Genomic DNA, 14454 nt, shown 5'->3' on the forward strand with positions numbered 1-14454 from the left:
TTCTCTCCTTGATATTCCTGCGCCGGCCGTATCAGGTACCGGCGTCAGTCCACCCGGACCGGTCGGCCCGGGTGGCGGCAGCTCCCGAAGGGGCTGCTCAGTACTGCTCGGTCTCCGCGAAGCCGTGGTCGTCCTCGTCGCCGAAGCTGTCCGCGGCGGCGGTCGGGTCGAACCCGGGCGGGCTGTCCTTGAGGGCCAGACCCATCCCGTTGAGCTTCGCCTTGACCTCGTCGATGGACTTCGCACCGAAGTTGCGGATGTCCAGCAGGTCGGCCTCGCTGCGCGCGACCAGTTCACCCACGGTGTGGATGCCCTCGCGCTTGAGGCAGTTGTAGGAGCGGACCGTGAGCTCGAGCTCCTCGATCGGCAGCGCCAGGTCGGCCGCGAGCGCGGCGTCGGTCGGCGACGGGCCCATGTCGATGCCCTCGGCGTCGATGTTCAGCTCGCGCGCGAGACCGAACAGCTCGACCAGGGTCTTGCCCGCGGAGGCCATCGCGTCACGCGGACGCATGGACTGCTTGGTCTCGACGTCGACGATCAGCTTGTCGAAGTCGGTGCGCTGCTCGACACGGGTCGCCTCGACCTTGTAGGTGACCTTGAGCACCGGCGAGTAGATCGAGTCGACCGGCACGCGGCCGATCTCCTGGCCCGCCTGCTTGTTCTGCACCGCGGAGACGTAGCCGCGACCGCGCTCGACGGTCAGCTCCATCTCCAGCTTGCCCTTGGCGTTCAGCGTGGCCAGGACCAGGTCGGGGTTGTGCACCTCGACACCGGCCGGCGGCGCGATGTCGCCGGCGGTGACCACACCCGGGCCCTGCTTGCGCAGGTACATCACGACCGGCTCGTCGTGCTCCGAGGAGACGACCAGCTGCTTGATGTTCAGGATGAGGTCGGTGACGTCCTCCTTGACGCCCGGCACGGTGGTGAACTCGTGCAGGACACCGTCGATCCGGATGCTGGTGACCGCAGCGCCCGGGATCGAGGAGAGGAGGGTACGACGGAGCGAGTTGCCGAGCGTGTAGCCGAAGCCGGGCTCGAGGGGCTCGATGACGAACCGCGAGCGGTATTCGTCGACGACGTCCTCGGTGAGGGTCGGCCGCTGGGCGATAAGCATGGGGTGCCTCCATGTCATTGGCGTCCGCTATATGACGCCAGTGAGAACAAGGATACGGGCGGACCGGCGTGTGCCCGGTCCGCCCGTTCCGAAGAGCCGCTACTTGGAGTAGAGCTCGACGATCAACTGCTCCTGCACCTGCGTGTCGATGACCTGACGCGCCGGGAGGGAGTGCACGAGGATGCGCATCTTGCCCGGGATGACCTCGAGCCAGGCCGGGACGGTGCGCTCGCCGGCCTCGGCACGGGCGACCACGAACGGGGTCAGCTCGACCGAGTCCTTGCGGACCTCGATGATGTCGTTGTCGGAGACCCGGAACGACGGGATGTCCGTCTTGACGCCGTTGACCACGATGTGGCCGTGGCGCACGAGCTGACGGGCGTGGTCACGCGACTTGGCGAAGCCCGCGCGGTAGACCACGTTGTCCAGGCGCGACTCGAGGATGCGAAGCAGGTTCTCGCCGGTCTTGCCCTGGCGACGGTTCGCTTCCTCGTAGTAGCCCTTGAACTGCTTCTCGAGAACGCCGTAGATGCGCGCGCACTTCTGCTTCTCGCGCATCTGCAGCAGGTACTCGCTGTCCTTGGTACGGCCACGACCGTGCTCGCCCGGCGGGTAGGGGCGGATCTCGATCGGGCACTTCGGGCCCTCGCACTTGCTGCCCTTGAGGAACAGCTTCATCTTCTCGCGACGGCAGCGCTTGCAGTCCGCGCCGGTGTAACGCGCCATTGTTCTTTAACTCCTAGTCAGCTGCTGGTCAGACGCGGCGGCGCTTGGGGGGGCGGCAGCCGTTGTGCGGCACGGGGGTGACGTCCTGAATGGAGCCCACCTCCAGGCCGGTGGCCTGCAGCGAACGAATGGCGGTCTCCCGACCGGAGCCCGGGCCCTTGACGAAAACGTCGACCTTGCGCATGCCGTGCTCCTGCGCACGACGCGCGGCGGACTCGGCGGCCATCTGCGCGGCGAAGGGGGTCGACTTGCGCGAGCCCTTGAAGCCGACGTGGCCCGCGGAGGCCCACGAGATCACGTTGCCGCTGGGGTCCGTGATCGAAACGATGGTGTTGTTGAACGTGCTCTTGATGTGGGCGTGCCCGTGAGCGACGTTCTTCTTTTCCTTGCGGCGCACCTTCTTGGCGCCCGCGCGGCTCTTGGGAGGCATCTGCTGAAAACTCCTGAGGTCGTCGGTCCGCTACGAATTGAGGACCGCGTGATCCGTCGTACGCGGACTACTTCTTGCCCGGCTTCTTCTTGCCGGCGATCGCGCGGCGCGGGCCCTTGCGGGTACGCGCGTTGGTGTGGGTGCGCTGACCGCGGACGGGAAGACCGCGACGGTGACGCAGACCTTCGTAGCAACCGATCTCGACCTTGCGGCGGATGTCGGCGGCAACTTCGCGGCGGAGGTCACCCTCGACGCGGTAGTTGCCCTCGATCCAGTCGCGAAGCTTGATCAGGTCGTCCTCGGCGAGATCGCGGACGCGGGTGTCGGGGTTGACACCGGTGTTCTTCAGCGTGTCCAGCGCACGAGTGCGCCCGACGCCGAAGATGTAGGTCAGAGCGACCTCGACCCGCTTGTCACGGGGGAGGTCGACGCCGACGAGGCGTGCCATATGTGTGGCTCCTGGTTTCAGTCGGAGGTCTGGCCCAGCACCGGTCCGGCAGATCCACGGGGGATGTGCTCGGTCCTCGGCCTCCGGCCGAGGGTGGCGTCCCGCACGGGGCGGGGGTCGGGTGCTGCGGCTCTTACGGGGTGCGTCGCGCGTCGATCGCTCGTTGTGCGAAGGGGGGTGGTGCCGCTCAGCCCTGGCGCTGCTTGTGGCGCAGGTTCTCGCAGATCACCATGACCCGGCCGTGACGGCGGATCACCTTGCACTTGTCGCAGATCTTCTTGACGCTCGGCTTGACCTTCATGATTTCTCCGGTACGTGTGACGAAGGCGTGCGGGCACGCCGCCGTCGCCGAGTCGGTTGTCGGTTTGCTGCCGGGCCCCACACACCACGCGTGGCGTGGGCGGGACCGGGGCTCGCCTACTTGTAGCGGTAGACGATCCGGCCGCGGGTCAGGTCGTAAGGGCTCAGCTCCACGACGACCCGGTCGTCCGGAAGAATCCGGATGTAGTGCATCCGCATCTTCCCACTGATGTGCGCGAGGACCTTGTGCCCGTTCTGAAGCTCGACGCGAAACATGGCGTTCGGGAGCGACTCGATGACGGTGCCCTCGATTTCGATGGCCCCTTGCTTCTTGGGCATGTCCTCCGCGCTTCGTGTCTCGGGATCAACTACCGTTACCCGGCGCACATGACGAAGCTCAAATTTTTGGCGCCCGTATGACGGGCGCGCCAAACCTGGCTACATGTGAGCCGACGAGTCAGTCTAAGCCACTGGACGGGTGAAAGCGAAACCGGCCCCGGAACCGCGGATTCCGGGCCCGGCGCCCCTACGGACACCCGCACCGGCGCACCGCCCGCGCACGAGCCGGCGCGTGGATCAGCGCACGAAGTAGATCAGCGCCCACACCAGCACGCCGAGGGTCATCACGACCAACCACACCTTGTTCAACGTCGCGTTGGACACCCGCGACCGACGCTCCTCGGCCGGACCGTAGGCACCCGCGCGAAACGGCGCCTCGACGGGGCGGTCGTATCCCGGCGGCGGCGTCGTGCCCGCCGTCTCGGCCCGATCCTCGCGACCCGGCAGGTTCGCCGCGAGCGCGTCCAGCTCCCCCACCGTGACCGCCCGGCGCACCCCGTCCAGGCCGGCCCGGTAGTCGGACAGTGCCAGGCGACCCGACGCCAAGTGCTCGCGCAGCTCGGCGGTCACACGTTCGCGGTCCGCCGGCGTCGCGGGGGCGTTCGGATCACGGTCCATGCTCCGAGCGTAGTCCCGGTCGGCCCACCGGCGCCCGGGTCACGGCGCGGCGCGGCCGTGTCGCCACACGATCATCTGGATCGAGCCCAGCACCGCGGCCGCCGGCCCGTAGACCCACACCGGCCAGAAGTACACGACGCCCGTGCCCGCGACCGCGACCAGCAGCCAGATCACCACGTTCAGGGCGGTGACCGCGTTCAACACCGTCCAGGCCGCGCGCAGGCCCCGCGCCGCGGTGGCCCACCCGTCGCCCGGGCGCCGCGCCGGGGCGGCCGACCACCGCACCTCGGCCGGCACCGGCGGCAGCGGCCGCGGCGGCGTGAGCGGCATCGCGGGCAGCACCGACGTCGCCGGCTCCGCACCCGACACCGCCGGCCGGGCGAGCGCCGCCCGGGTACGCGCCTCCTCGTAGGCCATCCGCGCGCGGATCACCTCGACGTCGGCCTCCAGATGCTCCGGGGGCGGCAGATCGGCGATCAACCGGGCCAGGTCCCCCAGGGTGACCGCCGCGAAGGCGGCGCCCATACGCTCGTTGAACTCTGCCAGCGTCAGCCGTCCGACCAGATGGTGCTCGCGCAGGAGCGTCACCGCCGCCTCGCGGTCCACGTCGGATGCCCGCATCGTCGGATGCCTCACCATGCCTTCGACACTAGGCAGGCACCGCGGTCTCGTACATGGGGCCAGCCCCACCATCGGCGGGGGTCTGTCCTCAGGGTGCGGTGAGCACCACGGGCCCGTCCGCGGTGATCGCGATCGAGTGCTCCCAGTGCGCCGCGTGGCCGCCGGCGGTGGTCTTGACCGTCCACTCGTCGGGCAGCGTGTACGTGTCCGGCTTGCCGAGGGTGACCATCGGCTCGATCGCCAGGCACACCCCGACCTCCAGGCGCGGACCCCGGCCGCCCGGGCCGTAGTTGAGCACGTGCGGGTCCTGGTGCATCTCGGTGCCGATGCCGTGGCCGCCGTAGTCCTCGACGATCCCGTACTTCGCGCCGCCCGGCAGCCGGTGCGACCGGATGGACTTCTCCACCGCGTGGCTGATGTCGGTCAGCCGACCGCCCGCCACCGCCGCCTCGATGCCCGCCCACATCGACTGCTCGCACACCCGGCTCAGTTCCAGCACCTCGGGCACCACCGTGCCGATCGGCACCGTGATCGCCGAGTCGCCGTGCCAGCCGTCCAGGATCGCGCCGCAGTCGATCGAGACGATGTCCCCGTCCCGCAGCGGCGTCTCGTCCGGGATCCCGTGCACCACCACGTCGTTGACCGACGCGCAGATCGACGCCGGGAAGCCGTGGTAGCCCTTGAACGAGGGGATCGCCCCGGCGCCGCGGATCGAGCGCTCGGCGAGCGTGTCCAGATCGGCGGTGGTCACCCCGGGCACCGCCGCCTCGCGCAGCAGGGCCAGCGTGTTCGCCACCACCGCGCCGGCACGACGCATCTTCTCGATCTGCTCGGGCGTCTTGCGTTCGATCCGCATGTGCCGCTTCCTGAACACCGGCATGGCCGTCCTCACCTGTCATCCACTGAAAGCACGATGGGCGATCCGGGGTTTCCCCGGATCGCCCATGTGTGATGTCTGTCGCGGCCGACGCCGATCAGGCGCCGAACTCCCGAAGCGCGGTCATCGCGCGCTCGGTGACCTCCTTGACCGGACCGGTCGCCTGGATCGGCAGCAGGAGGTTGCGCTCCGAGTAGTAGCCGACCAGGGGTTCGGTCTGCTCCTTGTAGACGTCCAGACGGTGCCGGACGGTCTCCTCACGGTCGTCGTCGCGCTGGTACAGCTCACTGCCGCACTCGTCGCAGATATCGGCGACCTTCGGCGGGTCGGTCAGGATGTGACAGACGTGTCCGTTGGCCCGGCACTGCCGACGGCCCGAGATCCGCTGAATGATCTCCGAGTCGTCGACCTTGAGTTCGAGCACCACGTCCAGCTCGGTGTCGTTCTCGGCCAGGATCTCGTCGAGCACCTTGGCCTGCGCCGTGTTGCGCGGGAACCCGTCCAGGAGGAAACCTCCGGCGACGTCCGGCTGCGCCAGGCGCTCCCGGACCATGCCTATGGTCACCTCATCGGGTACGAGGTTGCCCGCGTCCATGTAGGTCTTCGCCTCGCGGCCGAGCGGAGTGCCCTGGCTCACGTTGGCGCGGAAGATGTCACCTGTCGAGACGGCGGGAATCGACAGGTTGGCGGCGATGTACTGGGCCTGGGTTCCCTTACCCGCGCCGGGAGGCCCCACGAGAACGATACGCATTTAGCGGAGGAAGCCTTCGTAGTTGCGCTGCTGGAGCTGACTCTCGATCTGCTTCACGGTTTCCAGACCCACTCCCACGATGATCAGGATGCTCGTGCCGCCGAACGGGAAGTTCTGGTTGGCGTTGAAGAGCACGAGCGCGATGCTGGGTACCAGCGCGATCATGCCCAGGTACAACGATCCGGGCCACGTGATCCTGGTGAGGATGTAGTTCAGGTATTCCGCGGTCGGTCTGCCGGCGCGGATCCCCGGAATGAAGCCACCATACTTCTTCATGTTGTCGGCTACTTCTTCGGGGTTGAACGTGATGGCCACGTAGAAGAACGCGAAGAAGACGATCAGCAGGAAGTACGTGATCATGTACAGCGGGTGGTCGCCCTTGACGAAGTGTCGTTCGATCCACACCGCCCAGTCCGACTTGCCACCGCTGAACTGCGCGATCAGAGCCGGAATGTAGAGCAGCGACGAGGCGAAGATGACGGGGATGATGCCCGCCTGGTTCACCTTGAGCGGGATGTAGGTCGAGGTCCCGCCGTAGGCGCGACGCCCGATCATGCGCTTGGCGTACTGCACCGGGATCCGGCGCTGCGCCTGTTCCACGAAGACCACCAGGCCGACCATCACGAGGCCGATGGCGATCACGGTGAAGAACGGGATCCAACCGTCGCCGATGGTGCCCTGCTCCTTGATCGTCCACAGCGCGGCCGGGAAGCCGGCGGCGACCGAGACGAACATCAGGATCGACATGCCGTTGCCGATGCCGCGGTCGGTGATCAGCTCACCGAGCCACATGATCGTCGAGGTGCCGGCCGTCATCACGACGACCATCACGATCACCCGGAAGAGCGAGTCGTCCGGAACGATGCCCTGCGGGTCGCAGGTGGCACTGCGGGCGCTGGAGAACAGCGCGCCGCTGCGGGCGGTGGCGATCAGCGCGGTCGCCTGGAGCACGGACAGCGCAATGGTGAGGTAGCGGGTGTACTGCGTGATCTTCGCGGTACCGGCCTGGCCCTCCTTCTTGAGGGCCTCCAGTCGCGGGATCACGACGGTGAGCAGCTGGAGGATGATGCTCGCCGTGATGTACGGCATGATCCCCAGCGCGAAGATCGTGAGTTGCAGCAGCGCACCACCGCTGAACATGTTCACGAGCCCGAACAGGCTGTTCTTGTTGGAGTCCTCTACGCAAGAGCGCACCATCTCGAACGAGACGCCGGGAACCGGGATGTGCGACCCGATCCGGAAAAGGACGATGATCGCCAACGTGAACAGCAGCTTCTTGCGCAGGTCGGGCGTGCGGAACGCCCTGGCGAACGCGGTGAGCACACTGCCTCCTGCGCCCCGCCCGTCTCAGGGGCGAGTCGATCGAGTCGTCGGTCCGGGAAGAGGACCACTGGTCAGGTCCCTCACAGGAACCTCACGGACAATAACAGCGCCGACGGCCCGGAAGTATCGCCCGGGGCCGACGTTCCTGCGTCATGACACAACACAAGTGAAATACGGAGCAAGTCATGTGAGGGGGTGGCGCAATGAACCCACCCCCACGGCACAGCAAACCACAGGGGCGCCACCACCTTACCGGCGTGACGCCCCTGAGCTATAGCCTCCAACGACGTCAAGGCCCGTTCGGTACCGATCCGAACGGGCCATGACGGTCATTCCTTGTCCGCGAGGGGTCAGACCGACAGTTCGTCGGCCGAACCACCCGCGGCGGCGATCTTGGTCTTGGCGGAGCCGGAGAAGGCGTGCGCCTTCACCTGAACAGCCACCGAGATCTCGCCGGTGCCCAGGACCTTGACGGGCAGGTTCTTGCGAACCGCGCCCTTCTCGATCAGACCCTCGACGGTGACCTCGCCACCGTTGGGGTACAGGGACTCGATCCTGTCCAGGTTCACGACCTGGAACTCGACCCGGAACGGGTTCTTGAAGCCCTTGAGCTTGGGCAGCCGCATGTGCAGCGGCATCTGCCCACCCTCGAAGCGGGCCGGCACCTGGTAACGAGCCTTGGTGCCCTTGGTACCACGACCGGCGGTCTTGCCCTTGGAGCCCTCACCACGACCCACGCGGGTCTTGGCGGTCTTGGCGCCCGGGGCGGGCCGCAGGTGGTGCACCTTCAGCGGGTTGTCAGCACCCATGTCAGTCGACCTCCTCGACGGTGACGAGGTGCGACACCGTCGCGATCATGCCGCGGATCTCCGGGCGGTCTTCCTTGACGACCACGTCGTGGACGCGCTTGAGACCGAGCGAACGGAGAGTGTCCCGCTGGTTCTGCCTGCCACCGATCTTGGATCGGGTCTGCGTGACCTTGAGACGTGCCATTACGCACCAACCCCCGCGCGGGCCCGCAGGAGCGCGGCCGGGGCCACGTCCTCCAGGGGCAGGCCACGACGAGCCGCGATCTCCTCGGGGCGAACGAGCCCCTGGAGCGCCGCGACGGTCGCGTGCACGATGTTGATCGGGTTCGACGAACCGAGCGACTTGCTCAGCACGTCGTGGATGCCGGCGCACTCGAGCACGGCGCGCACGGGGCCACCGGCGATGACACCGGTACCCGGCGAGGCCGGCTTCAGGAGCACGACGCCGGCAGCCTTCTCACCCTGGATCGGGTGCGGAATGGTGCCCTGGATACGGGGGACCTTGAAGAAGTGCTTCTTGGCCTCTTCAACACCCTTGGCGATCGCGGCCGGCACCTCCTTGGCCTTGCCGTAACCGACACCTACGGTGCCGTCGCCATCGCCCACCACGACCAGCGCGGTGAAGCTGAAGCGACGTCCACCCTTCACGACCTTGGCGACGCGATTGATCGCGACGACGCGCTCGACGTAAGCGGTCTTCTCGGCGGCTGCGCCACCATCACGTCGATCCCGCCGGTCCCGCCGCTCGCCGCCGCCGGCGCCGCCACCGCGGCGCTGGGGTCCAGCCATCAGAATGTCCTCATCTGTCGTTCGAAGCTTGTCCGGAGCAGCGGGCTCAGAAGGTGAGCCCGTTTCCGCGTGCGGCATCCGCGAGAGCGGCGATGCGACCGTGGTACCTGTTGCCACCGCGGTCGAACACGACGGCCTCGACACCAGCGGCCTTCGCGCGCTCGGCGACCAATTCGCCGACCTTGCGAGCCTGGGCGGTCTTGTCGCCCTCACCACCACGGATGGACGGGTCCATCGTGGAGGCGGACGCGAGAGTGTGGCCGGCGATGTCGTCGATAACCTGCGCCACCATGTGACGAGTGGAGCGGCTCACGACGAGACGGGGCCGCAGCGGGGTGCCGGAAACCTTCTTCCGCACCCGGATGTGCCGGCGCTTGCGTGCGACAGACTTCTTCGCAACGCCCTTGCCGGTCTTCACGCCGACAGCCATGCCTACTTACCAGCCTTTCCGACCTTGCGGCGGATGACCTCGCCCGCGTACTTGACGCCCTTGGCCTTGTACGGGTCGGGCTTCCGCAGCTTGCGGATGTTCGCGGCGATTTCACCGACCTTCTGCTTGTCGATGCCCTCGACCGAAAAACGGGTGGGGGCCTCGACCGCGAAGGTGATGCCTTCCGGGGCCTCGACGACCACGGGGTGGCTGAATCCGAGCGCGAACTCCAGCGAGGAGCCCTTCTGCTGGACACGGTAGCCGACACCGCTGATCTCGAGCTTCTTGATGTATCCCTGGGTCACACCAGTGATCATGTTCGCCACCAGCGTCCGGGACAGCCCGTGCAGGGCCTTCGAGCGACGCTCGTCGTCGGGGCGGGTCACCGCGAGGGTGCCGTCGTCCGACTTGGCGATCTCGATCGGGGCGGCGATGGTGTGCGACAGGGAACCCTTGGGGCCCTTCACGACAACCTCGCGGCCATTGATGGTGACGTCCACACCGGTGGGAACCGGGATGGGGAGACGTCCGATGCGCGACATTGCTCTCCTTCCCTTCCCTTACCAGACGAAGGCGAGGACTTCCCCGCCCACGCCCTTCTTGGCCGCCTGCTTGTCGGTGAGGAGACCGGTCGACGTCGAGATGATCGCGACGCCGAGGCCACCGAGTACCTTCGGCAGGTTCGTGGACTTTGCGTACACCCGCAGACCGGGCTTCGACACGCGGCGGACGCCGGCGATCGAGCGCTCGCGGTTCGGGCCGTACTTGAGGACGACGGTGAGCTTCTTGCCCACCTCCGCGTCCTCGACGCGCCAGCCCTGGATGTAACCCTCCTGCTGGAGGATCTCCGCGATGTGCGACTTGATCTTGCTGAACGGCATCACGACATCGTCGTGGTATGCCGAGTTGGCGTTCCGCAGACGGGTCAGCATGTCTGCGATGGGGTCGGTCATGGTCATGACGGCCTCAAGGCCTTTCTCGCCGTGGTTTCCCGGCGTGCGATCCCTCGTCCGCCGCCGACCCGAAGGACGGCGGCGGACGGCGACTGCGGTGCGGGACCTACGACGTCGTTACTGTTCTCGCTCGGCCCAGCGGGCGAACGATTTGTTGCGGTAGCGGTAGCTCTCGGCCGCCGGGGCGGCCGCGGACTACCAGCTGCTCTTGGTGACGCCCGGCAGCTCGCCGGCGTGCGCCATGGTGCGCAGGCACACACGGCACAGACCGAACTTGCGGTACACCGAATGAGGACGGCCACAGCGCTGGCAGCGCGTGTAGCCGCGAACCTCGAACTTCGGCTTGCGGGCGGCCTTTGCGATCAGGGCCTTCTTCGCCACGTCTCAGTCTCCTTGTTGCGTTCCTCAGCCGCCGAGGCGACTGCTCACGCTTCCTTGAACGGGAAGCCGAGGAGACGCAGCAGAGCGCGGCCCTCGTCGTCGTTCTTGGCGGTGGTCACCACAGTGATGTCCATGCCACGAACGCGGTCGATCTTGTCCTGGTCGATCTCGTGGAACATCGACTGCTCCGTGAGACCGAAGGTGTAGTTGCCGCGCCCGTCGAACTGCTTGGGCGAAAGCCCGCGGAAGTCGCGGATACGCGGCAGGGCGATCGACAGCAGACGGTCCAGGAACTCCCACATGCGGTCGCCGCGCAGTGTAACGTGCGCGCCGATCGGCTGACCCTCGCGCAGCTTGAACTGCGCGATGGACTTGCGGGCCTTGGTGACCTGGGGCTTCTGGCCGGTGATGGCCATCAGGTCCTTGATCGCGCCGTCGATCAGCTTGGAGTCGCGGGCGGCGTCGCCCACACCCATGTTGACCACGATCTTGGTGACACCGGGAACCTGCATGATGTTCTCGAACGAGAACTCCTCACGCAGCTTGCCCAGGATCTCCTCGCGGTAACGCTGCTTCAGACGCGGCAGTTCACGCGCCTCGGTGGTGACCGTCATCAGATGTCCTCACCGGTCCGCTTGGCGTACCGGATCTTGTTGCCCTCGTCGTCGAACCGGAAGCCGGTCCGGGTCGGGACCTTCTTACCGTCCTTCTCCACGACCAGCATCACGTTGCTGATGTGGACGGACGCTTCCTGGGTGATGATGCCGCCGGTCTTGGCACCCTTGGCGGACTGACCCACCTTGGTGTGCTTCTTGATCCGGTTGACACCCTCGACCAGGACGCGCTCCTGCGTCGGGTAGGCCGCGATGACCTTGCCCTGCTTGCCCTTGTCCTTGCCGGTGATGACCTGTACCAGGTCACCCTTCTTGATCTTCATCGCCTTCGCCATTGGTTAGAGCACCTCCGGCGCGAGCGAGATGATCTTCATGAACTTCTTCTCGCGAAGCTCACGGCCGACCGGGCCGAAAATACGGGTGCCACGGGGTTCGCCATCGTTCTTCAGGACGACGGCGGCGTTCTCGTCGAAGCGGATGTAGGAGCCGTCGACACGCCGGCGCTCCTTGACCGTCCGCACGACGACCGCCTTGATGACGTCGCCCTTCTTCACGTTGCCACCGGGGATCGCGTCCTTGACGGTGGCAACGATGACGTCCCCGATGCCCGCGTAGCGCCGGCCGGAGCCACCGAGCACACGGATGCAGAGAATCTCCTTCGCACCCGTGTTGTCGGCGACTCGCAGTCGCGACTCCTGCTGGATCACGTCTAACTCCTGATCGTCACGTCGCGGTCACGACCCACGGATGGTGGGGCGACCGGCGCTCGCTACTTGGCCTTTTCGAGGATCTCGACGATGCGCCAGCGCTTGCTGGCGGACAGCGGCCGAGTCTCCATGAGGACGACACGGTCACCGACGCCACAGGCGTTCTGCTCGTCGTGAGCCTTCAGCTTGTTCGTGCGGCGGATGACCTTGCCGTACATCGGGTGCTTCACGCGGTCCTCGACGGCGACGACGACGGTCTTGTCCATCTTGTCGCTGACGACGAGGCCCTCACGGGTCTTGCGGAATCCCCGGGCTGCTTCAGTCATCTCAGTCTTCTCGCTCACGCCGCGCCTCCGGTCTCCTGCACGTCGATGCCCAGCTCGCGCTCGCGCATCAGCGTGTAGATCCGGGCGATGTCCTTACGGACAGCCTTGAGCCGCCCGTGGTTTTCGAGCTGCCCGGTCGCCGCCTGGAAACGGAGGTTGAACAGCTCCTCCTTGGCTTCGCGGAGCTTGGCGACGATCTCCTCGTCACCGAGTTCGCGGAGCTCGGACGCCTTGGTAACGGCCGCCATCACGCCTCACCAGCCTCGCGCCGGACGATCCGGCACTTCATCGGCAGCTTGTGCACGGCGCGGGTGAGCGCCTCACGAGCCACCTTCTCGTTCGGGTACGACAGTTCGAACATCACCCGACCGGGCTTGACGTTCGCGACCCACCACTCGGGCGAGCCCTTACCGGAACCCATGCGGGTCTCGGCAGGCTTCTTGGTCAGCGGACGGTCGGGGTAGATGTTGATCCACACCTTGCCACCACGGCGGATGTGCCGGGTGATGGCGATACGAGCGGACTCGATCTGACGGTTGGTGACGTACGCCTGGCCGAGGGCCTGGATGCCGTACTCGCCGAACGCCAGTTCCGTACCGCCCTTGGCGCGGCCACCACGCTTGGGGTGGTGCTGCTTGCGGTGCTTGACCCTGCGGGGGATCAGCATCGGGGTCAGGCCTCCGATCCGGATTCGGGCGCCGAGTTCACAGCCTCGGCCGCCGGCGCGGAACCGGTGTCCGAGGAACCGGTGGCCTGCGCGTCGTTCTGCTGCGGACGTCCGCCGCGGCCACCACGGCCACCGCGCTCGCCACCACGACCGCCGCCGCCACCCTCGCCGCGGCGGGGACGCTCGGGAGCGCCACCACGGGCGGGACGGTTGCTGGCACGCGCCGCGGCGTTCTCGGCACGGACCTCGGCGATGTTCTTCACGTCGCCCTTGTAGATCCACACCTTCACACCGATGCGACCGAACGTCGTACGGGCCTCGAAGAAGCCGTAGTCGACGTTGGCGCGCAGCGTGTGCAGCGGCACACGACCCTCGCGGTAGAACTCCGAGCGGGACATCTCTGCCCCACCCAGGCGACCACCGCACTGGATCTTGATGCCCTTGGCCCCGGCCTTCATGGAGCTCTGCATCGCCTTGCGCATCGCGCGGCGGAAGGACACGCGGCTCGAAAGCTGCTCGGCCACACCCTGCGCGACCAGCTGGGCGTCCACCTCGGGGTTCTTGACCTCGAGGATGTTCAGCTGGACCTGCTTGCCGGTGAGCTTCTCCAGCTCACCGCGGATGCGGTCGGCCTCCGCACCACGACGGCCGATGACGATGCCCGGCCGGGCGGTGTGGATGTCGACGCGGACGCGCTCACGGGTGCGCTCGATCTCGACCTTCGAGATCCCGGCGCGCTCCATGCCCTTCGTCATCATCTGACGAATCTTGACGTCCTCGCCGACGTAGTCCTTGTACAGCTTGTCGGCGTACCACCGGGACTTGAAGTCCGTGGTGATGCCGAGACGGAACCCGTGCGGGTTAACCTTCTGGCCCACTAGCGGGTCCTCTCCTTCTCGGCGACAACCACGGTGATGTGGCTGGTGCGCTTGCGGATGCGGTACGCCCGGCCCTGTGCCCGCGGACGGAAACGCTTGAGGGTCGGACCCTCGTCCACGTAGGCGGAGGACACGTACAGGTTGTTCGTGTCCAGGTTGTGGTTGTGACCGGCGTTGGCAATGGCGCTGTCCAGCACCTTGCCGACCGGCTCACTCGCGGCCTGCGGGGCGAATCGCAGGACCGCCTGGGCCTCCGCGGCGTTCATGCCACGGATGAGGTCCACCACACGGCGGGCCTTCATGGGCGTGACGCGGATGTACCGCGCCTGAGCCCTGGCTTCCATCGACGTCCC

Annotated in this window: 26 protein-coding genes; all 26 read right to left on the reverse strand. The window is 67.0% G+C overall.

Annotated elements, in window-relative coordinates; translation table 11 throughout:
* Positions 1–97: 97 nt before the first annotated feature.
* The 26 genes from ACFXKZ_RS33140 to rplV all read right to left on the reverse strand — a co-directional run bounded on the left by ACFXKZ_RS33140 (position 98) and on the right by rplV (position 14445).
* Positions 98–1114: a DNA-directed RNA polymerase subunit alpha gene (locus ACFXKZ_RS33140; RefSeq protein WP_020549209.1), complete on the reverse strand. Its 1017-nt coding sequence runs from the start codon at positions 1112–1114 to the stop codon at positions 98–100.
* A 99-nt stretch (positions 1115–1213) separates the two neighbouring features.
* A complete protein-coding gene (gene rpsD / locus ACFXKZ_RS33145; RefSeq protein ID WP_020549210.1) occupies positions 1214–1840 on the reverse strand; it encodes a 30S ribosomal protein S4 in 627 nt (208 codons plus the stop codon).
* Positions 1841–1868: 28 nt separating this feature from the next.
* On the reverse strand, positions 1869–2270 hold the full coding sequence (rpsK, locus tag ACFXKZ_RS33150) for a 30S ribosomal protein S11 (protein ID WP_020549211.1): 402 nt from the start codon (positions 2268–2270) through the stop codon (positions 1869–1871).
* Positions 2271–2337: 67 nt separating this feature from the next.
* Complete coding sequence (gene rpsM, locus ACFXKZ_RS33155; protein ID WP_078975718.1) at positions 2338–2718, reverse strand: 30S ribosomal protein S13; 381 nt, start codon at positions 2716–2718, stop codon at positions 2338–2340.
* A 187-nt stretch (positions 2719–2905) separates the two neighbouring features.
* Positions 2906–3019 carry a 50S ribosomal protein L36 gene (gene rpmJ / locus ACFXKZ_RS33160; RefSeq protein ID WP_009740505.1) on the reverse strand — a complete coding sequence of 38 codons (114 nt, stop codon included), beginning with the start codon at positions 3017–3019 and terminating at the stop codon, positions 2906–2908.
* Between the two features lie 116 nt (positions 3020–3135).
* Positions 3136–3357 carry a translation initiation factor IF-1 gene (gene infA / locus ACFXKZ_RS33165; protein ID WP_018382544.1) on the reverse strand — a complete coding sequence of 74 codons (222 nt, stop codon included), beginning with the start codon at positions 3355–3357 and terminating at the stop codon, positions 3136–3138.
* 237 nt (positions 3358–3594) lie between these two features.
* Positions 3595–3975, reverse strand: a complete 381-nt coding sequence (locus ACFXKZ_RS33170; protein WP_380005407.1) for a DUF1707 domain-containing protein — start codon at positions 3973–3975, stop codon at positions 3595–3597.
* Between the two features lie 39 nt (positions 3976–4014).
* Positions 4015–4614, reverse strand: coding sequence for a DUF1707 domain-containing protein (locus ACFXKZ_RS33175; RefSeq protein WP_380005409.1), 600 nt, complete (start codon positions 4612–4614; stop codon positions 4015–4017).
* Positions 4615–4684: 70 nt separating this feature from the next.
* On the reverse strand, positions 4685–5476 hold the full coding sequence (gene map / locus ACFXKZ_RS33180) for a type I methionyl aminopeptidase (RefSeq protein ID WP_380005411.1): 792 nt from the start codon (positions 5474–5476) through the stop codon (positions 4685–4687).
* A gap of 94 nt (positions 5477–5570) precedes the next feature.
* Positions 5571–6224: an adenylate kinase gene (locus ACFXKZ_RS33185; protein ID WP_380005413.1), complete on the reverse strand. Its 654-nt coding sequence runs from the start codon at positions 6222–6224 to the stop codon at positions 5571–5573.
* Entirely contained in the window at positions 6225–7547 is a 1323-nt protein-coding gene (gene secY / locus ACFXKZ_RS33190; RefSeq protein WP_078975723.1) for a preprotein translocase subunit SecY, read from the reverse strand.
* A 350-nt stretch (positions 7548–7897) separates the two neighbouring features.
* On the reverse strand, positions 7898–8356 hold the full coding sequence (gene rplO, locus ACFXKZ_RS33195; RefSeq protein WP_380005415.1) for a 50S ribosomal protein L15: 459 nt from the start codon (positions 8354–8356) through the stop codon (positions 7898–7900).
* Position 8357: 1 nt separating this feature from the next.
* Positions 8358–8540, reverse strand: a complete 183-nt coding sequence (gene rpmD, locus ACFXKZ_RS33200; RefSeq protein WP_020549219.1) for a 50S ribosomal protein L30 — start codon at positions 8538–8540, stop codon at positions 8358–8360.
* Entirely contained in the window at positions 8540–9145 is a 606-nt protein-coding gene (gene rpsE, locus ACFXKZ_RS33205; protein ID WP_020549220.1) for a 30S ribosomal protein S5, read from the reverse strand. The genes rpmD and rpsE overlap by 1 nt, the downstream gene beginning before the upstream one ends.
* Before the next feature lie 46 nt (positions 9146–9191).
* Positions 9192–9575 carry a 50S ribosomal protein L18 gene (gene rplR / locus ACFXKZ_RS33210; protein ID WP_380005417.1) on the reverse strand — a complete coding sequence of 128 codons (384 nt, stop codon included), beginning with the start codon at positions 9573–9575 and terminating at the stop codon, positions 9192–9194.
* A 2-nt stretch (positions 9576–9577) separates the two neighbouring features.
* Complete coding sequence (gene rplF / locus ACFXKZ_RS33215; RefSeq protein ID WP_078975726.1) at positions 9578–10117, reverse strand: 50S ribosomal protein L6; 540 nt, start codon at positions 10115–10117, stop codon at positions 9578–9580.
* A gap of 18 nt (positions 10118–10135) precedes the next feature.
* Positions 10136–10534 (reverse strand): 30S ribosomal protein S8, encoded by a 399-nt coding sequence (gene rpsH, locus ACFXKZ_RS33220; protein ID WP_020549223.1) that lies wholly within the window; start codon positions 10532–10534, stop codon positions 10136–10138.
* Positions 10535–10723: 189 nt separating this feature from the next.
* The gene (locus tag ACFXKZ_RS33225) at positions 10724–10909 is read right to left on the reverse strand and encodes a type Z 30S ribosomal protein S14 (protein WP_020549224.1); all 186 of its coding nucleotides are present in this window, start codon (positions 10907–10909) and stop codon (positions 10724–10726) included.
* A gap of 44 nt (positions 10910–10953) precedes the next feature.
* Positions 10954–11523, reverse strand: coding sequence for a 50S ribosomal protein L5 (rplE, locus tag ACFXKZ_RS33230; protein ID WP_078975727.1), 570 nt, complete (start codon positions 11521–11523; stop codon positions 10954–10956).
* On the reverse strand, positions 11523–11846 hold the full coding sequence (gene rplX, locus ACFXKZ_RS33235) for a 50S ribosomal protein L24 (RefSeq protein WP_078979278.1): 324 nt from the start codon (positions 11844–11846) through the stop codon (positions 11523–11525). Before rplX ends, rplE begins: the two co-directional genes overlap by 1 nt.
* Positions 11847–11861: 15 nt before the next feature.
* On the reverse strand, positions 11862–12230 hold the full coding sequence (gene rplN / locus ACFXKZ_RS33240; RefSeq protein ID WP_078975728.1) for a 50S ribosomal protein L14: 369 nt from the start codon (positions 12228–12230) through the stop codon (positions 11862–11864).
* A gap of 62 nt (positions 12231–12292) precedes the next feature.
* Complete coding sequence (rpsQ, locus tag ACFXKZ_RS33245; RefSeq protein WP_020549228.1) at positions 12293–12574, reverse strand: 30S ribosomal protein S17; 282 nt, start codon at positions 12572–12574, stop codon at positions 12293–12295.
* Entirely contained in the window at positions 12571–12804 is a 234-nt protein-coding gene (gene rpmC, locus ACFXKZ_RS33250) for a 50S ribosomal protein L29 (RefSeq protein WP_020549229.1), read from the reverse strand. The genes rpsQ and rpmC overlap by 4 nt, the downstream gene beginning before the upstream one ends.
* Positions 12804–13223: a 50S ribosomal protein L16 gene (rplP, locus tag ACFXKZ_RS33255; RefSeq protein ID WP_020549230.1), complete on the reverse strand. Its 420-nt coding sequence runs from the start codon at positions 13221–13223 to the stop codon at positions 12804–12806. The genes rpmC and rplP overlap by 1 nt, the downstream gene beginning before the upstream one ends.
* 5 nt (positions 13224–13228) lie before the next feature.
* Positions 13229–14101 carry a 30S ribosomal protein S3 gene (rpsC, locus tag ACFXKZ_RS33260; protein ID WP_078975729.1) on the reverse strand — a complete coding sequence of 291 codons (873 nt, stop codon included), beginning with the start codon at positions 14099–14101 and terminating at the stop codon, positions 13229–13231.
* Positions 14101–14445 (reverse strand): 50S ribosomal protein L22, encoded by a 345-nt coding sequence (gene rplV, locus ACFXKZ_RS33265; RefSeq protein ID WP_078979279.1) that lies wholly within the window; start codon positions 14443–14445, stop codon positions 14101–14103. Before rplV ends, rpsC begins: the two co-directional genes overlap by 1 nt.
* Between the last annotated feature and the right edge of the window lie 9 nt (positions 14446–14454).

This window comes from Embleya sp. NPDC059237 (assembly GCF_042754105.1).
Taxonomy (GTDB): domain Bacteria; phylum Actinomycetota; class Actinomycetes; order Streptomycetales; family Streptomycetaceae; genus Embleya.